The sequence below is a fragment of the Mesorhizobium sp. M2E.F.Ca.ET.209.01.1.1 genome (genome assembly GCF_004010375.2).
Classification (GTDB): Bacteria; Pseudomonadota; Alphaproteobacteria; order Rhizobiales; family Rhizobiaceae; genus Mesorhizobium.
On sequence record NZ_SADP02000027.1, the window covers coordinates 1 to 19,259 of the forward strand.

18 protein-coding genes are annotated in these 19,259 nt (G+C 63.7%); 2 read left to right on the top strand and 16 right to left on the bottom strand.

Features of this window, described 5'->3' with window-relative positions; all coding sequences use genetic code 11:
• Positions 1 to 327: 327 nt before the first annotated feature.
• From EN852_RS30955 to EN852_RS31020, 14 genes are all read right to left on the bottom strand, one after another.
• Positions 328 to 1,086: an ABC transporter ATP-binding protein gene (locus tag EN852_RS30955; RefSeq protein WP_210238271.1), complete on the bottom strand. Its 759-nt coding sequence runs from the start codon at positions 1,084 to 1,086 to the stop codon at positions 328 to 330.
• A 122-nt stretch (positions 1,087 to 1,208) separates the two neighbouring features.
• Positions 1,209 to 2,012, bottom strand: a complete 804-nt coding sequence (locus tag EN852_RS30960) for an ABC transporter permease (RefSeq protein ID WP_127879737.1) — start codon at positions 2,010 to 2,012, stop codon at positions 1,209 to 1,211.
• Between the two features lie 88 nt (positions 2,013 to 2,100).
• A complete protein-coding gene (locus tag EN852_RS30965) occupies positions 2,101 to 3,084 on the bottom strand; it encodes an ABC transporter substrate-binding protein (protein ID WP_127879739.1) in 984 nt (327 codons plus the stop codon).
• A 353-nt stretch (positions 3,085 to 3,437) separates the two neighbouring features.
• The gene (gene msuE / locus EN852_RS30970; protein WP_127879741.1) at positions 3,438 to 3,998 is read right to left on the bottom strand and encodes an FMN reductase; all 561 of its coding nucleotides are present in this window, start codon (positions 3,996 to 3,998) and stop codon (positions 3,438 to 3,440) included.
• Positions 3,999 to 4,102: 104 nt separating this feature from the next.
• A complete protein-coding gene (locus tag EN852_RS30975; protein WP_127879743.1) occupies positions 4,103 to 5,350 on the bottom strand; it encodes an SfnB family sulfur acquisition oxidoreductase in 1,248 nt (415 codons plus the stop codon).
• Between the two features lie 24 nt (positions 5,351 to 5,374).
• A complete protein-coding gene (locus tag EN852_RS30980; protein WP_127879745.1) occupies positions 5,375 to 6,163 on the bottom strand; it encodes an ABC transporter ATP-binding protein in 789 nt (262 codons plus the stop codon).
• A gap of 72 nt (positions 6,164 to 6,235) precedes the next feature.
• Complete coding sequence (locus tag EN852_RS30985; RefSeq protein ID WP_112126904.1) at positions 6,236 to 7,576, bottom strand: ABC transporter substrate-binding protein; 1,341 nt, start codon at positions 7,574 to 7,576, stop codon at positions 6,236 to 6,238.
• 89 nt (positions 7,577 to 7,665) lie between these two features.
• Positions 7,666 to 8,706, bottom strand: a complete 1,041-nt coding sequence (locus EN852_RS30990) for a branched-chain amino acid ABC transporter permease (RefSeq protein WP_127879747.1) — start codon at positions 8,704 to 8,706, stop codon at positions 7,666 to 7,668.
• A 2-nt stretch (positions 8,707 to 8,708) separates the two neighbouring features.
• Positions 8,709 to 9,605: a branched-chain amino acid ABC transporter permease gene (locus tag EN852_RS30995; protein ID WP_189401074.1), complete on the bottom strand. Its 897-nt coding sequence runs from the start codon at positions 9,603 to 9,605 to the stop codon at positions 8,709 to 8,711.
• Positions 9,605 to 10,528: an ABC transporter ATP-binding protein gene (locus EN852_RS31000; RefSeq protein ID WP_127879749.1), complete on the bottom strand. Its 924-nt coding sequence runs from the start codon at positions 10,526 to 10,528 to the stop codon at positions 9,605 to 9,607. Before EN852_RS31000 ends, EN852_RS30995 begins: the two co-directional genes overlap by 1 nt.
• A 112-nt stretch (positions 10,529 to 10,640) precedes the next feature.
• Positions 10,641 to 11,744 (bottom strand): dimethylsulfone monooxygenase SfnG, encoded by a 1,104-nt coding sequence (gene sfnG / locus EN852_RS31005; RefSeq protein ID WP_127879751.1) that lies wholly within the window; start codon positions 11,742 to 11,744, stop codon positions 10,641 to 10,643.
• Between the two features lie 163 nt (positions 11,745 to 11,907).
• Positions 11,908 to 13,326 (bottom strand): FAD/NAD(P)-binding protein, encoded by a 1,419-nt coding sequence (locus EN852_RS31010; protein ID WP_127879753.1) that lies wholly within the window; start codon positions 13,324 to 13,326, stop codon positions 11,908 to 11,910.
• Positions 13,323 to 14,495: an FMNH2-dependent alkanesulfonate monooxygenase gene (gene ssuD / locus EN852_RS31015; RefSeq protein WP_127879755.1), complete on the bottom strand. Its 1,173-nt coding sequence runs from the start codon at positions 14,493 to 14,495 to the stop codon at positions 13,323 to 13,325. The genes EN852_RS31010 and ssuD overlap by 4 nt, the downstream gene beginning before the upstream one ends.
• A 324-nt stretch (positions 14,496 to 14,819) precedes the next feature.
• Positions 14,820 to 15,167, bottom strand: a complete 348-nt coding sequence (locus EN852_RS31020) for a helix-turn-helix domain-containing protein (RefSeq protein ID WP_095817448.1) — start codon at positions 15,165 to 15,167, stop codon at positions 14,820 to 14,822.
• A gap of 137 nt (positions 15,168 to 15,304) precedes the next feature.
• Here EN852_RS31020 and EN852_RS31025 point away from each other — a divergent pair, with 137 nt between their 5' ends.
• Positions 15,305 to 16,153: an SDR family oxidoreductase gene (locus EN852_RS31025; RefSeq protein ID WP_127879757.1), complete on the top strand. Its 849-nt coding sequence runs from the start codon at positions 15,305 to 15,307 to the stop codon at positions 16,151 to 16,153.
• A gap of 146 nt (positions 16,154 to 16,299) precedes the next feature.
• Here EN852_RS31025 and EN852_RS31030 read toward each other — a convergent pair whose 3' ends face one another.
• Positions 16,300 to 17,220, bottom strand: coding sequence for an AraC family transcriptional regulator (locus tag EN852_RS31030; protein WP_127879759.1), 921 nt, complete (start codon positions 17,218 to 17,220; stop codon positions 16,300 to 16,302).
• Positions 17,221 to 17,368: 148 nt separating this feature from the next.
• On the opposite strand from EN852_RS31030, the gene EN852_RS31035 reads away from it, so the two are divergent.
• Positions 17,369 to 17,719, top strand: a complete 351-nt coding sequence (locus tag EN852_RS31035) for a nuclear transport factor 2 family protein (protein ID WP_189546293.1) — start codon at positions 17,369 to 17,371, stop codon at positions 17,717 to 17,719.
• Positions 17,720 to 17,910: 191 nt separating this feature from the next.
• Here the strand turns inward: EN852_RS31035 and EN852_RS31040 are convergent, their stop codons facing one another.
• Positions 17,911 to 19,071, bottom strand: coding sequence for an epoxide hydrolase family protein (locus tag EN852_RS31040; protein ID WP_127879763.1), 1,161 nt, complete (start codon positions 19,069 to 19,071; stop codon positions 17,911 to 17,913).
• Positions 19,072 to 19,259: the final 188 nt, after the last annotated feature.

Consider the following 19,259-nt stretch of genomic DNA (forward strand, 5'->3'; position numbering starts at 1 on the left):
GGTGCGGGGTCTGCTTCGAACAGCCCCGTGCAACTGTTCAGGTTGATGGTTCACCGGTGGGAAGGGACCGGGCCATGCCACGGCCTGTCCGAAAGGACGACCAGGATCCACTCGGTCTCCTTCCCACTTCAACCATACACCGAAACCAACACACAGGATTCTATGGTCTGCGCGCGTCGCTTCGCTCCTTGCTCCGCCCTAGATTGACGAAGCTGAGAGGCTTCGGCCAACCCCTAGCATCTGCGCTGATTTCACGAAAATAGACGATGAAAATCGTGCCGCCTACAAGCCTGCAACCTTTTCAGGAACCCTATGTCGAGAGGCTGTTTAGTGATCCTCGTCGATCTCGTCGTGCAGGAGGCCGAGGATGCGGCGCTTGAGCGCGATGAAGTCGGGCTCGAGGATCACGTCCATCGAACGCGGCCGCGGGATGTCGACCTTGATCTCGGCCTTGATCTTGCCGGGCCGCGCCGTCATCACCAGGACGCGATCGCCCAGCACCAGCGCCTCGTCGATGTCGTGAGTGACGAAAAGCACCGTCTTCTGCTGCCGCTCCCACACGCGCAGCAACAGCTTCTGCATGGTGCCGCGCGTCTGGCTGTCGAGCGCGCCGAACGGCTCGTCCATCAGCAGCACGGCCGGGTCGTTGGCGAGCGCCCGCGCGATCGCAACGCGCTGCTTCATGCCGCCGGAAAGCTGCGCGGGATAGTGGTCCGCGAAGGGCGCGAGGCCGACCTCATTGAGATACTGATCGACGATCTGCTTGCGCTGCTCCGCCGGCAGGCCCTTGCGTTTCGGTCCATATTCGATGTTGGCGCGCACCGTAAGCCAGGGAAACAAGGTATAGCTCTGGAACACCATGCCCCGGTCGGGACCGGGTTCGATCACTTCCCTGCCGTCGACCTTGATGCTGCCGGAGGTCGCGTCGTTGAGGCCGGCGGCAAGATAGAGCAGGCTGGATTTGCCGCATCCCGAGGGGCCGACGATGACGCAGAATTCGTTCTTGGCTACCTTGAGCGACACATCGTCCAGCGCCAGCACGCCATTGGCATCGCCATAGCGCAATGTCACATCCTCGATGGCCATGGTGGTGACGGCCGAACGCTGATCGACGGCTGCATGGGCCGCGCCGTCCAAATTGTTCGCCTTGATGGTTTCGGTCATCACTACCCTTGATCCGGCTGCGGTTTGCGAGGAGGCGTTCATAGTCAGGCTGCCCATGGCGCGACCCTTGCCCGCAGAATGCGGAATGCCGTGTCGGTGATGAGGCCCAGAAGCCCGATCGCGGCGATCGCCATGAAGATCACGTCGACCTGGAAGCCGCGCATCGCCTTGAGGCTGATATAGCCGAGCCCGCTCGACGCCGCGACGAGTTCCGCCACGACCAGATAGGTCCAGGCCCAGCCCATGGTGACGCGAAGCGTGTCGAGGATCGCCGGAAGCGCTGCGGGGAAAATGACGTGCCACACCGCCTCGCTGCGCTTTGTGCCCAGTGTGTAGGAGGCGTTGACAAGGTCCCTCGATACGCTGCGCGCGCAGTCGGAGATCATCACCAGCTGCTGGAAGAAGGTGCCGAAGAAGATGACTGCGATGCGCTGCTCGATACCGATGCCGATCCACAGGATGAACAGCGGCACGAAGGAAGTCACCGGCAGGTATCGGATGAAGTTGACCAGCGGCTCAAGCGGCGCCTGCACTGCCCGGTAGGTGCCCATCCACAGCCCCAGCGGCACCGCGATCGCCGAGGATACGATGAAGCCCAGGATTACCACCTTGGCACTGGTGAAAGTGTGGTAGAAAAGACTGCCGTCCAGCGACATGCGATAGGCCGTCTGCAGCACGGTTCCGGGCGTCGGCAGGAACATGTTCGGCACGACGCGGCCGTAGGACAAAAGAGCCCATCCGCCGATCACGGCTATCCACATTGCCAATGCGAGCGCGGTTGCGGTGCTGGCGGGAATGTTGGCGAATGGGGTCGTCAGGCGCGTCCACGCCGTTCGCCTCTGTGCCATAAGATGGCCTCCGTAGAATCTAAACGCGAAAACCTGGCTTGGAGAAACGGGGTCGGCCCGGATGAACCAACCCCGGCAATCCCGAAGCTCACTGTTCCCTGATGAAATCGGTATCGAGGATGGTTTTCGAGTCGATCGTCATCTTGAGCTTGCCGGCCTTGCCCCAGACATCCTGGGCGAAGTTCACCAGGTCGGCCGCTTCGCTCTTTTCCGGAGTGCCGAAGAATTCCAGGTTGCGGGCGCGGTCGTAGTAGCGCACGCCCTGGGCGCCGGCCGCGAAATCCTCGGGCTTCTCGAGATAGCCGCCAATGCCCTTGGCCATGATCTCATAGGCCTTTTCCGGATTGGTCTTGATGTATTCGACCGCCTTGTAATAGCCCTTGATCAAAGCCTTCACATCCTCTGGATGCTTCTCGATCAGGTCGCATTTGAGCGCGATCACGTCGACGATCAGGCCAGGCGTCGTCGTGGAGTCGATCAGCACCTTGCCTTTGCCGCCCTTGCGGACTTCGGTGAGGTGCGGCTCCCAGGTCACGGCGGCGGGAACCTGGCCGGCGATGAAGGCCGTCGCGGCGTCGTCGGCGGTCATGTTGGTGACGCTGACATCGTCCTCTGTCATGCCTTCCTTTTTCAGGAGCACGTTGAACCAGAATTCGGAAACGGAGCCCTCATTCAGGGCGACGGGCTGGCCCTTCAGATCCTTGAGCGACTTGACGTCGGCCTGCGTGACGACGCCGTCGCCGCCATGGCTGTCGTCAAGCGCCACGACATATTTGAAGCAGAGGTCGTCGGAGCGGTACTTCATCAGTTCGTCGACTGTGGATGCCGCGCCATCGAGATCGCCGCCGGCGACCGCCGCCATATAGAGCGCCGATTCTTCGATCACTTTCAGATCGACATCAACGCCGGCCTCCTTGAAGTAACCGAGGTCGCGGGCAAGAAAGAGCGGCCCGTAGCCGACCCAAGTGGTCATGCCGAGGCGGATGGCGCCCGCGTCAGCGGGAGCGGCAAGCCCCAGGCCGAGCAGGCCCGCGCCGACCGCGGTCAGCAGGCAATTGCGGAATGTCTTCATTGTCGTGGTTCCCCATGGCTGTTGCTGGCATCGGCCCATTCGAATGGCGTATGCCAGGCTGTCGTTTCGGCAGCCGCTCTCTTGTTATGCGTCGCCCTCCCAGGCGGGCCTTGTTCTAGGTCCCGCAAGAGAGCATCCGGGCCGGGTCGCCAAAAGAAGTCTTTTTCTGTCCTTTGCTTCGCCGAAACCGAAGCAGCAGCCCTTCCCTTGTCGTTGAACTCGAATTGACGGCGCCAGGCGATTGCGGTTCCGGCGGACTTGCCAATGACCGCGGGCCGGCGTCCGCTGCGATGCAGACCGCCGATTAGAAAGCAAACTATTTGCGGATTTGCCGCTGGGGCACCGCCGTATGACTATTCGGCGGCCACTCTGACACCCGATTTATCGGCGAGCAGAACGGCGATCCCATCGACGGCCTGCGCCGCCCGCTTCAGGATTAGGTCGGACCGGAGCACACCATCGGTAAAATCCTTGTCGGTGGCATAGACAGCCGTCGGCAGCGTGAAGGCTTCGAAGAAGCCGAACAGCGGCCGCAGCTGGTGCTCCACGACCAGGGCATGTCGCCCACCGCCTCCGGTCGCGGTCAGCAGCACCGGCTTGCCCCTCAGCGCCGGCGGATCGATCAGATCGAAGAAATGCTTGAACAGCCCGGTATAGCTGCCCTTGTAGGTCGGCGAGCCGACCACGAGCACGTCGGCGGCGATGACCTGCGCCAGGATCGCCTGCCCCTGCTCATCGAGATCGCGCGACCATTTGGCTGCGCCCAGCGACGGGCCGACATCGTCGATGTCATAGGTGTGCCCCGTCAGGCCATGGCGCGTGGCGACGTCCTGGACGACGAGATCGACGAAGCTGCGCGTCTTCGACGGGCGGGTGATGTTGCCGGAAAAGCCGACGATTGCTGGGCTGGACATGGAACGGACCTCCAGGGTGCTCCGGATTGACATTTGGGCGGCCCTGCCGGCCGCCGCTGGGCGAAAGCTTGGCCGAGGCCGACCGGCCTCGGCGGGACGCGCGATCAGCTCCAGGCGTGCAGCGGCGGCTTCTCGCCGTTGAGGAAATACTTGCCGAGGATCGAATATTTCCAGCGCACCGGATCGTGCAGCGTGTGGGTGCGCGCATTGCGCCAGTGACGGTCGAGATTGTGCTCGGCGAGCGTCGAGCGCGTGCCCGCCAGTTCGAACAGCTTGTTGGTCGCCGCGATCGCGATCTCGGTCGACAGGATCTTCGCTTCCGCGGTGACGATCTGCGCATGCGCCACCGTCTCGGCGGTCGGCTCGGCGACTGCGCGGTCGATGGCATGGCCGGCCTTTTCGAGCAACGCCTGGGCAGCATGCAGGCGAAGCGTCAGGTCGCCGACCGCCTGGATCGTGTAGGGATCGTCCCAGGCATTGTCGACGCCGCTGTCGATCCAGGCGCGGCTCCTGGTCCTGACGAAGTTGACCGTTTCGTCGATCGCCGCCTGTGCTATGCCGGTGTCCACCGCCACCTGGATGATCTGGAAGATGGCGCCGTCTGCGGTCGGCTTGTCGTAACCCTTGTAACCTGGCACCAGATGCGTCTTCGGCACCTTGACGTTGTCGATGATCACGGTGCCCGACAGCGTCGTGCGCTGGCCGAAGCTCGACCAGTCGTCGATCACGGTCAGGCCGGGCGCGCCGCGATCGGCGATCGCGTACCAGGCCCGGCCCTCGTCGTCGAGCGCAACGATCGGCACCAGATGGGCAAGCAGCGCGCCAGAGGAATAGAATTTCTGGCCGTTGACGATGACATGGTCGCCGGCATCGGTGAACTTGGTTTCGAAATCGGCCGCGCGCTTGGAGCCGAATTCGGAAAAGGCGTTGCCGAACCGCGTCCCCTTCAGCACTTCGGCAAAGAGCAGCGCCTGCTGGTCCTTGTCGGAGACGGTGCGGATGGCCGCAACGACGCCGAGATGGTTCTGCGCGATCTGGCCGATCGAGGAATCGGCCGCCGAGATGATCTCGATCACCTTGGCCAAAGTCGCGTAGGACACTTCCGGTCCGCCGAACGCCTTCGGCACATTGATCGACCACAGGCCGCTCTGCGAGAACTGGTCGAGCTCGGCCACCGGCCAGATCCGCTCGCGATCGCGCTTGGAGGAATCCTTGACAAACTCGGCCGCAAGGCGATGCGCGACCGCGATCGCTTCGGCGTCGTCCTTGATGATATGCGCGGCGGTAGTCGGACGCGGCACCGGTGGAACGGCGGTCGCTGCTTTGTCGGTCTTGACGTTTGACACAGTCATTTCATGGCTCCTTGGGATTTCGGTTCACACGACGGCGTGGAGATGTGTTGGTTGGGCGGGCGAAGGCTGTTGTCCGAGATAGAAGGCGCGCACATCCTCGCGCTGGCGCAGGCTGGCGGCGGCGCCGGAGAGAACCGAGACCCCGTTCTCGAGCACCGTGGCATGATCGGCATAGCCAAGCGCGACGGCCGAATTCTGCTCGGCGACCAGGATCGACAGGCCGGCCTCCCGGTTCAGCTTCCTAAGCGTCTGGAAGATGTCCTGGACGATGAGCGGGGCGAGCCCCATCGACGGTTCGTCGAGGACGAGCAGGCGCGGTCGCGACATCAGCGCCCGGCCGATCGCCGTCATCTGCTGTTCGCCGCCCGAGGTCAGGCCCGACAGGGTCCGCCGCTTTTCCCGCAGGCGGGGGAAATAGGCATAGACCCGTTCCAGATCCCGATTGATCTCGGCGCGGCTGCCGCTGCGGCCGATGCCACCGGAAACCAGGTTCTCCTCGACGCTGAGGCTCTTGAAGCAGTGGCGGCCTTCCAGCACCTGGACGAGCCCGGCGCGCACCAGGTCGCCCGGCTGCCGCCGTGAGACGTCCCCGCCATCGTAGCGGATAGTGCCCGCATTGACCTGGCCACGCTCGGCTGGCAGCAGGTTGGAGACAGCTTTCAGCGTGGTGGTCTTGCCGGCGCCGTTGGCGCCGAGCAGCGCCAGCATCTCGCCTTGCCTGATCTCGAAGCTGACGCCGTGCAACGCCGTGATGGCGTGATTGTAGGTGGCGTGGATATTGTCCACGGCGAGGATGACGTCATTGCCCGGCATCGCGCGCTTCCCTGATGTGTGCGAAGTGGATGACCGGGCGTCGCAGTATAGTCCGGCGCCCGGTCCGTTGGATCAGTTGGTGGCGGCCACCGCTTCGGCATCGGCTGCGGTGCGCGGCTTGATGCCCTTCTCGGCCGCATAGGCCTCGGCCGACTTTTCGATGATCGGCCTGAGCAACGCCCAGTCGGGGGCGATCCAGTCGGAGACGACGTTCCACTTCTTGCCGTCCCACTGCTGGAAGGTCACGTAGCCTTCGCCTTCATGGTTGTCCCAGCTGACATTGATGGAGTGGAACAGGTCCTTGGCGCCGAGCGCCTCGACCTTGGCCGGGTCGAGCTTGAGGTGCTCGAAGCCCCAGCGGACCTCGTCGCCGGTCAGGGTGCGATGGCCGAACTTCTCCTGCGCGATGCGGATCGCCTCGACATTGAGGATGCCGTTGACGATGCCGAGATTATGATAGACCGAGCCGATGCGCGACTTGTCCTCGAGGTTGCCCTTGCCGGCGCCGTAGACGGTCTTCACGATCTCCTGCACAACCGGATAGGTGTTGCCCGAAGCCTGCGTGGTGATCGCGGTGTAGCCCTTGGCGGCGTCGCCGGCCGGGATGACGTCTTCTTCCGAATTCGACCAGACATTGCCGATGATGTGGTCGACCGGATAGCCGACCTTCACCGCCGTCTTCAGCGCCACCGGGTTCATCACGCCCCAGCCGCGCAACACGACGAAGTCCGGCTTGGCGCGGCGGATCGTCAGCCATTGCGACTGCTGCTCGTTGCCGGGGTGCGGTACCTCGATCTGCTGCACGGTGAAGCCGTATTTCTGCGCCAGGAGCTCGTAGATCGGGATCGTCTCCTTGCCATAGGGCGAGCCGTGATAGAGCACGACGATCTTCTTGCCCTTCAGCTTGTCGATGCCGCCTTCCTTGGCGGCGATGTAGTTCACGATGCCGGAGGTCTCGCTGTAGGGGTTGAGCAGCAGCGGGAAGACATAAGGGAAGACCCGCCCGTCGGTGGAGTCGGTGCGGCCGTGATTGACCGTGATCAGCGGCACCTTGTCGGCGGTGATGCGGTCGATCATGGCGTAGGCGATGCCGACCGAGAGCGGATTCCAGGCGGCAGCGCCGGCATGGCTTTTCTGACGCTCGTAGCATTCGACGCCGCGCTCGACCTCATACTGGGTCTCGCACTCGTCCCATGTCAGCTTGACGCCGTTGACGCCGCCGTCGCGGATGTTGATCAGGTTGAGATAGTCGATGAAGCCGCCGAAGAAGCCGGTGCCGCCGGCCGCATAGGGCCCGACGCGATAGCTCTGCAGCGGGAAATATTGCTCGTCGGCATGGGCGGCCGGCAAGGCCACCGACACGGCCAGCGCCGCCGAGATGGCAATCGCCTTGACTGTGCTGAGGAAGGTCATGGTTCGAGGTTCTCCAGTATGGGCCTTGGTTTGGCCTGGTTCATTCTCTGAATGCTTGCAGTGTTGGAGCGCAGGGCTGCCAACCGGTCTCAGCTCGATTGCCAGGCGAGCGAGAGCCGTCTCCGGACCCTGTCCCAGAGGGCGACCAGCCCGTCCGGTTCCAGGATCAGAAAGAGGATGATGAGCGCGCCGAGCACGATGCGCTGGCTCATGTCGAGCACGCCGGAATCGAAGAGGTCGCCGAGCAGGAAGCCGCCGAGGCGCGACAGCACCAGCGGGAAGACGACGATAAGCGCTGCACCCAGGAAAGCCCCGCGTATCGAGGCGAGCCCGCCGATGATGATGATGAACAGGATCTGGAACGAGCGGTCGAGGTCGAAGCCCGCCGGCTCGACGGTCCTGAGATAGGCGAACGCCCAGATGACGCCGGCGACGCCGATGATGAAGGACGAGATGGCGAAGGCGAGCAGCTTCGTCTTCAGCACCGGAATGCCGATGATGCGCGCCGCCGTGTCGTTGTCGCGGATGGCGATGAAGTTGCGTCCTGTCTGCGAGGTGACCAGCCGATGGGCGAGGAAGGTGAGGACGACGACGACTGTAAGCGCGAAGAGATAACGACCGACCGCGCCGTCAAACTCGAAGCCGGCGATGGAAAGCTTCGGCGCGTCGATGACGCCTGACGCCGAGTCGTTGGAGAACCAGCTGAACTTGGTTAGCGCCCATTGCACGAAGAACTGCGCGGCAAGTGTCGAGACCGCCAGGTAGAAGCCTTTCAGCCGCAGGCTGGGCAGGCCGAAGACGATGCCGATCGCGGCAGCCACGAGGCCGGAAAGGATGATGCTGGCGACGAGCGGCAGGCCTTCGATACGCAGGTTGAAATTATAGGCGGCGAAAGCGCCGGCCGCCATGAAGGCGGCGCTGCCGAGCGACACCTGGCCGGCATAGCCGGTGAGGATGTTCAGCCCCACGCCCGCCAGGCTGAGCGCCAGGAAAGGCAGGAGGATCGCCTCGAACAGGTAGGAGTTGCCGATCAGCGGGATGACGACATAGGCGAAGGCGATGAGGAGCAGCGGCGCCAGCCATTTCGGCAGCGCGGCGGCCGGAGACAGTTGCGTGGCGATGGCGCTCATCGTCAGACCCTTTCGACAAGCTTCTGGCCGAACAGGCCTGATGGGCGGATGAGCAGGAAGACGAGCGCCACGACATAGGCGAACCAGCTTTCGATGCCGCCGCCGAAATAGTCGCCGATATAGACCTCGGCGAGCTTCTCGCTGGCGCCGATCAGAAGCCCGCCGACGATCGCGCCGAGGATGGAATCGAAGCCGCCCAGCACCAGCACCGGCAGCGCCTTGAGCACCACCAGCGAGAGCGAGAACTGGACGCCGAGACGCGCGCCCCAGAGCAGTCCGGCCACCAGCGCGACGAGGCCGGCCGCGGCCCACACGCTCGCCCAGATCAGCGGCAGCCTGAGCCCGACGGCTAAAGCGGCGAACTGATCGTCGGCCACGGCGCGGAAGCTCAAGCCGATGCGGGTGTAGCGGAAGAACAGCGACAAGAGCAGCACCATGGCCGCAGCCACCGCGGCGGCAAAGATGTCGAACTGGCTGATCAGCACACCGCCGACTTCCAGCGGCACGTCCTCGATGCCGAGCTCGAGGCCGTGGACTTGCGTGCCCCAGATGAGCTGGGCGGCGCCCTCAATGATATAGGAGAGGCCGAGCGTAGCCATGAACAGCGTGATCGGCGGCTTGTTGGTCAACGGCCTCAGCACCGTGCGCTCGATGCCGATGCCGAGCGCCACCATGATGGCGAAGGTGACGGCCAAGGCCAGCGCGAACGGGACGCCGCGCTCGACCAGGCTGACGAAGGTCAGCGCCGCAAACAGAAGCAGTGCGCCTTGCGCGAAATTGAGCACGCCGGAGGTCTTGTAGATCAGCACGAAGCCGATCGCGACCAGCGAGTACATGACACCCGACAGCAGGCCGCCGGTCAGCACTTCGAGGAAGAACTGGTAGTCGAAGTCGCCGATCATATGTCTGCCCCCTCTTCATTGTCGGAGGCGACGCCGAGATAGGCGTCGATGACGCGCTGGTCGTTCCTAACCTCGTCCGGCGTGCCGTCGGCGATCTTGCGCCCGTAGTCGAGCACCGCGATGCGGTCCGACAGGCCCATGACGACGCCGACATCGTGCTCGATCAGCACGACGGTGGTGGCGAAGCGGTCGCGCGCCGCGCGCACATAGGCCGCCATCTCGCTCTTCTCGCCCGCCGTCATGCCGGCCATGGGCTCGTCGAGCAAAAGCAGCCGCGGTTCGGCGACCAGCGCCCGGGCAAGCTCGGCGCGCTTCTGCAGGCCATAGGGTAGCGTGCCGGCCAGCCGGTCGCGGACGTCGGTCAAGTGCAGGAATTCGAGAACCTGGTCGGCGCGCCCGCGCTGCTCCTGCTGCTCGCGGCGGGTGCGGCCTATGCCGAGTATCTGTCCGGCGAAGTTGGATCTTGTCCTGTAGGCAAGGCCGGATGCGACATTGTCGAGGACGCTGAGCCCCTTGAACAGAGCGAGATTCTGAAAGGTACGGGCGACGCCCAGACGCGCCAGCCGTTGCGTCGGAACCTGGACATAGCGTGCGCCATCGAGCCGGACGTGGCCGCGATCAGGCCGGTAGACGCCGCTGATGACATTGATCAGCGAGCTCTTGCCGGCGCCGTTCGGGCCGATGATGGCGCGTATTTCACCCGGTCGAACCGACAGATCGACATCCGCCAGCGCCACCACGCCACCGAAAGACAGCCCTATGCCCTCAAGGGCAAGAAGCGGCGCGGCATCTTCCGCCGCAGGCTGTCGAGGCCTGTCGCCGTGAGCCTGCCGCTGAGCGGCCGGCAGCCCTTGCGCGAAGACCTCCGGCGCATAGACCGAAGCCTCGATCGCCCCGAAAGCATGGTTGGATATCGGCATTCCATCGTTCCCCAACTGTAGAAGGCACGCACGGTCCCGGCCGCGCGCCCGACCGGCGCGCGGTTCATCATCGTCGGCTGGCCGGAGGATCTCCGGCCGGCGGCTGGCGTTGTTATTCGGCGGCGAGCGCCGCCGCGGCTTCCGCGTTTTCCAGCTCGCGCACGAGCGGGATGACATGCTTGCCGAAATACTCGACCTCTTCCTGGAAGTGCAGGAAGCCGAGCAGGATGAGATCGGCGCCGGCGCGCTTGAGGTCGACGATGCGCTCGGCTACCTGTTTCGGCGTGCCGATCAGGTTCGAGCGGAAACCGTCATTGTACTGCACCAGATCGTCGAAGGACGACTTCGCCCAATTGCCCTCGCCTTCCGGCGAAGCCTTGCCGGCGTTCTTGACCTCGTGGCCGAAGGCATTGACGGCCTCAGGATTTGCCTTGGCGATGATCTCGGCCAGCACCGCCTTTGCCTCTTCCTCAGTCTCGCGCACGATGGCGAAAGCGTTGACGCCGACCTTGACCGAGTGGTTGTTGGCCTTGGCTTTGGCCTGGATGTCGTCGACCTGCTTGGCGATCTCGGCGGGCATGTTGCCATTGGTGAAGTACCAGTCCGAAACGCGCGAGGCCATGTCGCGCGCGGCGCGCGACGAGCCGCCCTGGAAGATCTCCGGCAACGGCTTCAGCGGCTTCGGCTTCAGCGAATACTGGTTGAAGCGGTAGAAGTCGCCACGGAAGGTGAAGCTGTCCTCGGTCCAGATGCCGCGCAGCGCGCGGATGAATTCTTCCGAGCGGCGATAGCGCTCGTCATGGTCGAGCCAATGCTCGCCGATGGCGTGGAATTCGCCGCGGAACCAGCCAGAAACGAGATTGATGGCGACGCGGCCGCCGGTCAGATAGCTGATGGTGGCGAGCTGCTTCGCCGCCAGCGCCGGGTTCCACGGCCCCGGCAGGATCGCCGCGATCACCTTCAGCGTCTTGGTGGCGGCGAGCAGGTCGTGGCTGAACGATACCGACTCATGCTGTTCGTCGGCGCCGTAACCAGCCGTGAAGCGGATCTGGCTCAGCGCATAATCGAAGCCCGCCTGCTCGGCGATCTGCGCCAGCTTGCGGTTGTACTCGGCCGAGTGGTTGGTCCTCTGCTCGATGTTCGAAATGACAAGGCCACCCGAGACGTTCGGCACCCAATAGGCGAATTTGACTGCGTCGCGATCGTTCTGCGGCATGGAGATCTCCCGGTTTGGCCTGTCCCAACGATTGATCCGGACGTGGCCGGATTTCGTCGCTAATTATTAGTCTACTGAGTATATATACAAAGTAGGATTTTCCGTTTTGATGGCCCTGCCCGGACGGAAATACCAATTCGCTTGCCTGCACCGTCGTGGATTTTCAGCGCCCGCTCACGAACGACGACAGGGCGCCGAGCCGGCTTTCGATCTCGGAGGCGACCGCTTGCGCGTGACGCGCCACTTCCGGCAGGCCCATCAGCTCGCCGAAGGTGCCGCGTGCCAATGGTCCGGCAATGAAAAGGCCGGGCACAGGCCCGCCGTCCGGACCGACGGCGCGACTGTCGCGCCCGGTTGCAATGCCGAGCCCATGGCTGTCGATCCGGATCAGGCCGGCATCGCCAAGCGAGCGCAGCGCCGGATTGATCCGCAGCGTCTTGCCATGCGCCGGCCCCGTTGTGTTGATCACCGCGTCGAAATGCATCGTCTCGAATTGCCTTTGACCGCGCCGGCGCAAAGTAATGGCCAGGCCGTCTCCGTCGTCGTTCGAGGCCACAAGGCTCGCGGCGATACTATCGAACGTGCCCTCGGCGCGGCGGCGATCGAGCACCGCCTCGACCTGCGGCGCGATGCGGAAGCGATGCACGTCCCAGAACGCGCGCAGCCGCCGCACCAGCCGGGTGCGCTGATCTTCCTTGAGAGCGGACCAGATCACCGGTCCCTGCAGCCGCAGCTGATCGAAGACTGACTGCCAATTGACGCCGCGGGCATCGGCCGCTGCCAGCGTCGAGCGGATATTTTCGAGCAATCCGAGCGCGGTCGTGGCCGGCATGGCAGTGAAATCGCCAAAAGGTTCGCCACGTACTCGCGGGTGCCCGCGCGAACGCAATCCATGGCGTGACACGGCCAGGATGCGCCCGCGATGGCCGCGGCGATCGAGCTCGGCGACGGTGTCGGCCGAGGTCAGGCCGGAGCCGACGATCAGCACCGACGCTTCGGGAGCGATCGAACCGAGCGCATCGCCAGAGTAGACATCGGCAACGAAACCCTCCGCATCGGCGATCGACTCCAGCGCGACCGGAACATCGGGCGACGGGTGCGTCATGGCGAGAACCACTATGTCGGCGGCGATCGGTTGACCGGAAGCGGTCACGATCCAGCCGTCGCCGTCGCGCTTCACGTCGCTGGCACGATCTCGAACATGGCGGATCGCTCCGCTGGCGATATGCGGCGCCAGTTGCTCGGCAACGTAGTGGCCGAAGACCTGGCGCCTGGGAAAGATGTCGCCGTTACGCCATACCGCATCCGGGTCGCGCTCGGCCTCGCCGCCATGCGCCAGCCAGTGCGAAAAATGCTCCGGCTCGTCCGGCGACAGGCTCATCCTGGACGCTGGCACGTTGACGCGATGCGACGGCTCCTCGCTGGAATACGCCAGCCCGCCGCCCAGGAACGGACGCGGCTCTATGATTGTGATCAATGGCCGGGCGGATTGGCGCGCCAGATGCCAGGCCACGGCTGCGCCGGTAAAGCCGCCGCCGAGAACGACAACATGGCTTCGCGGCCGGGGCGGCAGCGCGTTCACGAGGCGCTGGCGAGCGATTTCGGACGATGGTCGCCGGCGATCGTTTCGCCGAAAGGACCGGTGTTGACGGACGAGCCGGGCGCCTTGACCGGATGTTCGGTCGGCAGATGCGGCAGCACCAGCTCGCCAAAGCGGTAGGCTTCTTCAAGATGCGGGTAGCCGGACAGGATGAAGGTATCGATGCCGAGCCGCTGGTATTCGTCGATCCGCTCCGCAATGGTATCGGGGTCGCCGACCAGCGCCGTGCCGGCGCCGCCGCGCACCAGGCCGACGCCGGCCCACAGGTTCGGCGCGATCTCGAGCTTGGACCGGTCGCCGCCATGCAGCGCGCTCATCCGCGCCTGGCCGACCGAGTCCATGCGCGCAAAAACCTTCTGCGCCGAGGCGATGGTCGCATCGTCGAGACGGCTGATCAGCCTGTCGGCCGCCGCCCAGGCTTCCTCGGTGGTTTCGCGGGCGATGACATGCAGGCGAATGCCGAAGGAGAGTTTGCGCCCGGCTTTTTCGGCGAGCTCGCGCACGCCGTCGAGCTTGCGCGCGACATCGGCGGGCGGTTCGCCCCAGGTCAGGTATTTGTCGATCTCCTGCGCCGCCACGGTCGATCCCGCATCGGAAGATCCGCCGAAATAGAGCGGCGGATAGGGCGTCTGCACCGGCGGGAACAGGAGACGACCATCCTCGATGCGGAAATGCTTGCCCTGATGCTCGACCGTCTCGCCGCTCAGCACGCGCTTGTAGATCTGCAGGAATTCCTGCGTCACCTCATAGCGCTCGGCATGCGACAGGAAGATGCCGTCGCCCTTGTTCTCAAGCGGGTCGCCGCCGGTGACGACATTGATCAGCAGCCGTCCGTTCGAGATACGATCGAGCGTTGCCGTCATGCGCGCCGCGAGCGTCGGCGACTGCAGCCCGGGCCGCACCGCGACGAGGAAGCGCAGCCGCTTCGTCAGCGGCGCCAAGGCCGATGCGATCACCCAGGAATCCTCGCAGGACCTACCCGTCGGCAGGAGCACGCCGTAGTAGCCAAGCGTGTCGGCCGCCTGCGCCACTTGCGTCAGATAAGGCAGGTCGACCGCCCGGCCCCCTTCCGAGGTGCCAAGATAGCGGCTGTCGCCATGGGTCGGCAGGAACCACAGGACTTTGATGCGATCGGGGGTTTCATGAACCATGCCTGTTTGTTCCTATGGCGTGAAACTGCCTCGACGTGGCCGTGAAGCATCGCCCTATAGGGTATTATTCCACTAAATCTGTAGAGATAGATTATTCCAATTCGGCCGCCTGCTTCGGAAATTTTTCTCGGGCAGTCAAACCGCGCGACCGCTCTAAGGCGTGTTGAGATTCAGGTCAGGCCGCGCCGGAGTCGAAGACGGGCGCGAAGCGACCAAACTGGGTGGTTTCCGAGAACCGGAGCGGAGCGTACTTTTCGTACGTGAGCACCGGAAGCGCAGAAAACCGCCATTTGCAGGCCGGTCTCACCTGAATATCAACGCGCCTTAGTCTGAAGAGTCACGCAGCAGCAGGCGCGAGCCGACCTCGACGATCGATCTGATCGCGGGGAGCAGTTCCTGGCCCAATGACGTCAGCTCATATTCCACCGTTGGGGGCGACGTCGGCATGACGTGGCGGGTCAGGACGCCACGCTGCTCAAGGTCACGCAGCCGGGTCGTCATGACCTTTGCCGAGATGAAGGGATTATCGCGGCGCAATTCCGAGAACCGGCGCGGGCCTTCGCTCAAGGACCAGAGCACCTCCGGCGTCCAGCAGCCGCCAAGCAGAGCCATGCACCGCGACATCGGGCAGCCCAGAGGCGCCTTTACCGTCTTTCGTACCTTGAGAACCATCGCCCATCCTTCACCGGCAGTTTCCAGCTGGTTACCGGAAAATGCAGGTAACCACAAGATACGTGGTTTCACCTGGTAACTATGGTCGCTATGTAAACGCTCCCGTATCCAATCCCAACCATGAAATGGACTGAACAATGTACGCAGTAACTGGAGCAACAGGACAACTGGGCCGCCTCGTGATCGAGGCGCTGCTGAAGACCATTCCCGCCGACCGGATCGTCGCGGCGGTTCGCAACCCTGCAAAGGCCAACGATCTGGCCGAACGCGGCGTGATCGTGCGCGAGGCCGACTACAGCCGGCCCGACACGCTCCGTTCGGCGCTGGCCGGCGTCGAGAAACTGCTCTTGATTTCCTCGACCGAAGTCAGCGGCCGCCTTCCGCGGCATCGTGCCGTGATCGACGCTGCAAGAGCGGCCAGCGTTTCGCTGATCGCCTATACGAGCATGCTGCACGCCGACACGTCGCCCGCGACGCTCGCGATCGAGCATCGGCAGACGGAGGAGGCCATCGCGGCCTCGAGCCTGCCCGCCGTGATACTGCGCAATGGCTGGTACGCCGAAAACCATCTCATGGCGCTCCCGGCAGCGCTTGAGCACGGCGCCTTCGTCGGCGCCGCGAAGGACGGGCGCTTCTCGTCCGCGGCGCGGCAGGACTATGCCGAGGCCGCGGCCACGGTGCTGACGGCCAGCGACCAGGCGGGGAAGACTTATGAACTCGCCGCAGACCATGCCTTCACATTTGCCGAGCTTGCGATGGAGGTCTCGCGGCAATCGGGCAAGACGATCATCTACAACGACCTGTCCGAGGCAGACTACAGGGATGTGTTGACGGGCGCCGGCCTGCCAGCCGATCTCGCCGCACTTCTGGCCGACGCCGCCGCCTCGCGCGGGGCGCTGTTCGACGACGGTGGCGCGCTGAGGCGGCTGATCGGTCGTCCGACCACCTCGATGCAGAGCCTCGTCGCGACCTCCTTGCACGGCTGAGCCAGGCGCTCAGCCGATGTCACGTCGCTGGCGTGGCAGGCCCAAGCCCACGCGTCAGCTCCTGCGGAAATCCGCACGACCGGCTTGAGGGATCGTTCACCGCACGATGCACGGCTTCGGCTACATCCTACCGCGTGTCGACGAGATCAAAGCTGCCCTGGAGGGGGGCAGCTGAAGTATTTCGGTGGACATCCCACAACGCGTGCGAACGCCGTGCTGAATGCGCTCGACGATTGAAAGCCGATCGCCAAGGCGATCTCCCCAACGCTCCGCGTTCCGCGGCGCAGCTCATCCTTGGCCACGGCCATCCTCCACTGCAGCAGGTATTCGATAGGGCCTGTTCCCACGACCTTGCGGAATCTGGTAGCAAATGATGACCGGGAAACACCGCAAAGCCGAGCTAGATCCGCAACGGTCCAGTTGTGGGCAACGTCTTTGTGCATTGCAGAAAGAGCGCGCGAGGTTACCGGATCGGCAAGGCCGGCGAGCAGGCCTGCATGCTCTTCATCCGCTTGCGGCACTCTTGTCCGCAATATCTCCACAAGGATCAATTCAACCAAGCGTGCGATGATAAATTCGCTGCCGGGTCCAGGATATCTGGATTCTGTCTCGTTCATCGACAACAGCGAGCGCACGCGGCCCGAGGATGTGTCATCGGCCAGTATATGGACGAAGGATGGCAGCAGACCGGTCAAAAGATTCTCATTGGCCGTATCGAAGCTGAACCGGCCCGCATGCAAGGTAACGGGGGAGTCCGTGCCCTCACCGAGCCGCAGACGAGGATTCTTCGTCGCGGCGACCGCCGCTTCGCTGTCCACCGGCTCTATCGACGGGTCCGATGTGAGAGTGAATGGCGCGGAAGTCCGGATCAGGACGAAATCCTCGCGTTGCAGCAGCACGGGTGAATGAGCGGACCGGACCAGCTGACACTCGCCTTGCTCGACCCAGCAAAACAGAAGATCGTCTCTCTTTCGAAACGACAGAGCCCATCGGCCTGAAGCTTCGAGCCCTCCCCATAATGTTGCGCGCGGCCGAAGCAAGCCAATGAGATCGAGGAATGGATCCATGACGGATTGGACGAGACGTAAACTCTTTCGGGGTTTTGATTATCGACCGTACGGCGCCGCAGACATATATTCCCTGAGCGCGTTGAACGTCAATTGCGCGTTTCACTCCCATGCTTGGGGCAAACACGAAAACATTCGAGGATTTATCATGGCTATCGATAGTCTTGAACGACGGTGGGACGCCTATCTCGCCGCCTACGGCCCAATCGCCGCAGCCGAACGCGAGCGCCTTCTTAAGCAGAGCGTTTCCGACGACGTCGTGTTCACGAACCCGGGTGGAGAAGGCAAAACCCGCAACGGCCTCATCGCGCATATCGAGGATTTCCAGAGGAAGATGCCGGGAACGTACTTCAAGACCGACAAGGTCTTTGTTCACCACGGCGAATTGCTGGCCATATGGTCTATGTACAAGAGCGACGATACTAAGATCGCAACCGGCTACAATTTTGTCCGCCCTGATAAAGATTACCGTTTCAGCTATATGGCCGGCTTTTTTTGAAACCACCTTCCGCACGACCAAACGCGCGCGCTCAAGGCCGAGCCCAGCTGGCTTCCATGACATGGCGGCTCCGGGCGAGAAGCTGAACCGGCGGCTTCTCGCTGCTCAGGGCCGAAGTTCTGCGCGAGGCGAGACGGACGTGTCTTCGCCTCGAACGGTGAGCGGCAGCCGCAGTTGCACGGACCTCGCCTCTACGAGAGCCGGCCGCGCAGTGGCCTGAAGAACGCACGCACCTCTTCAGCGAGCAGGTCCGGCTGCTCCAGAGCGGCGAAATGCCCGCCCACAGTCATGGTCGTCCATCGCTCGACGTTGAACACACGCTCCATCCAGGACCGCGGCGGCATCGGCAGCTCTTTTGGAAAGACCGCTACGCCCAGCGGCGGCACCACCACTTCACCCGCCCGGAAGGTCAGCGGCTGAAGCCGGTTCTCCTTATAGAGCCTGAGCGAATGGGCCAGGCTGTCGCTGAACCAGTAGAGCGAGATGTCGGTCAGCAGCGTATCAAGCGAAATGCAACTCTCAAGGTCGCCGCCGCAATCGCTCCATGAGCGGACCTTCTCGACGATCCAGGCGGCAAGACCGACCGGGGAATCGTTGAGCGAAAACGCGAGCGTTTGCGGCTTCGTCGCGTGCAGCGCGCCGTAGGCGCCTTCCAGCGCCGACCAGTATGCCCGCTTGTCGAGGAAGGCCTGTTCTTCGCCAGTCAATGGCTGCGCCTGTTCGAGCCACGGCTGGAAGCTGGCGGGCACGTAGTTGAGATGAACGCCCAAGACGCTGTCCGAATAGAGACGCGCCAGCCAGATCGACACGCCGGCACCAATATCGCCGCCCTGCGCGCCGAAGCGATCATATCCGAGCATCGCCATGAGGCCTCGCCACAGGCCCGCGATCTCGCGCGAACTGGTGCCGGCCTTTTGCGGCGGAGCGGAAAAGCCATAGCCGGGGAGCGAAGGCACGACGACATGGAAGGCGTCCGCCGGATCGCCGCCATGCGAACCTGGATCGGCAAGCATCGGCATCAGATGTTCGAACTCGACGAACGAGCCGGGCCAGCCGTGAGTCAGAATGAGCGGCATCGGCGAAGGCCCGGTGCCAGGCTGGTGCAGGAAGTGGATGTCCTGGCCTTCCACACGCGCCATGTAGTGCGGCAGCGCGTTGAGCCGCGTCTCCTGCGCTCGCCAATGGAACCGATGCCGCCAGTGATCGACGAGATGCGTCATGAACGACAAGCCGGCCCCATCCTCCCAGGAGTCGGGCGCAACGACCGAAGGCCACCGGGTGCGCGCCAGCCTGTCTTGAAGATCCCGCACGACGGCGTCCGGTATGTCGATATGAAAGGGCCCGACTGTCATCCATCCTCCAGCGAACGATCGCCGATCAAAAATTTTCGCCCCTCGCTGTCGGTCTCTGCTGGCGAGCCAGCAGGGCGGCCAAGATCGGGCGATTGGCCAAAATCTGGCGCGGAGCGGTCGGCTTCCTAGCCGTCGTCAGGAGTTTGGTGACGAGCCGAGTTGGCGGATTACATCTTGCCGGCTGTCGT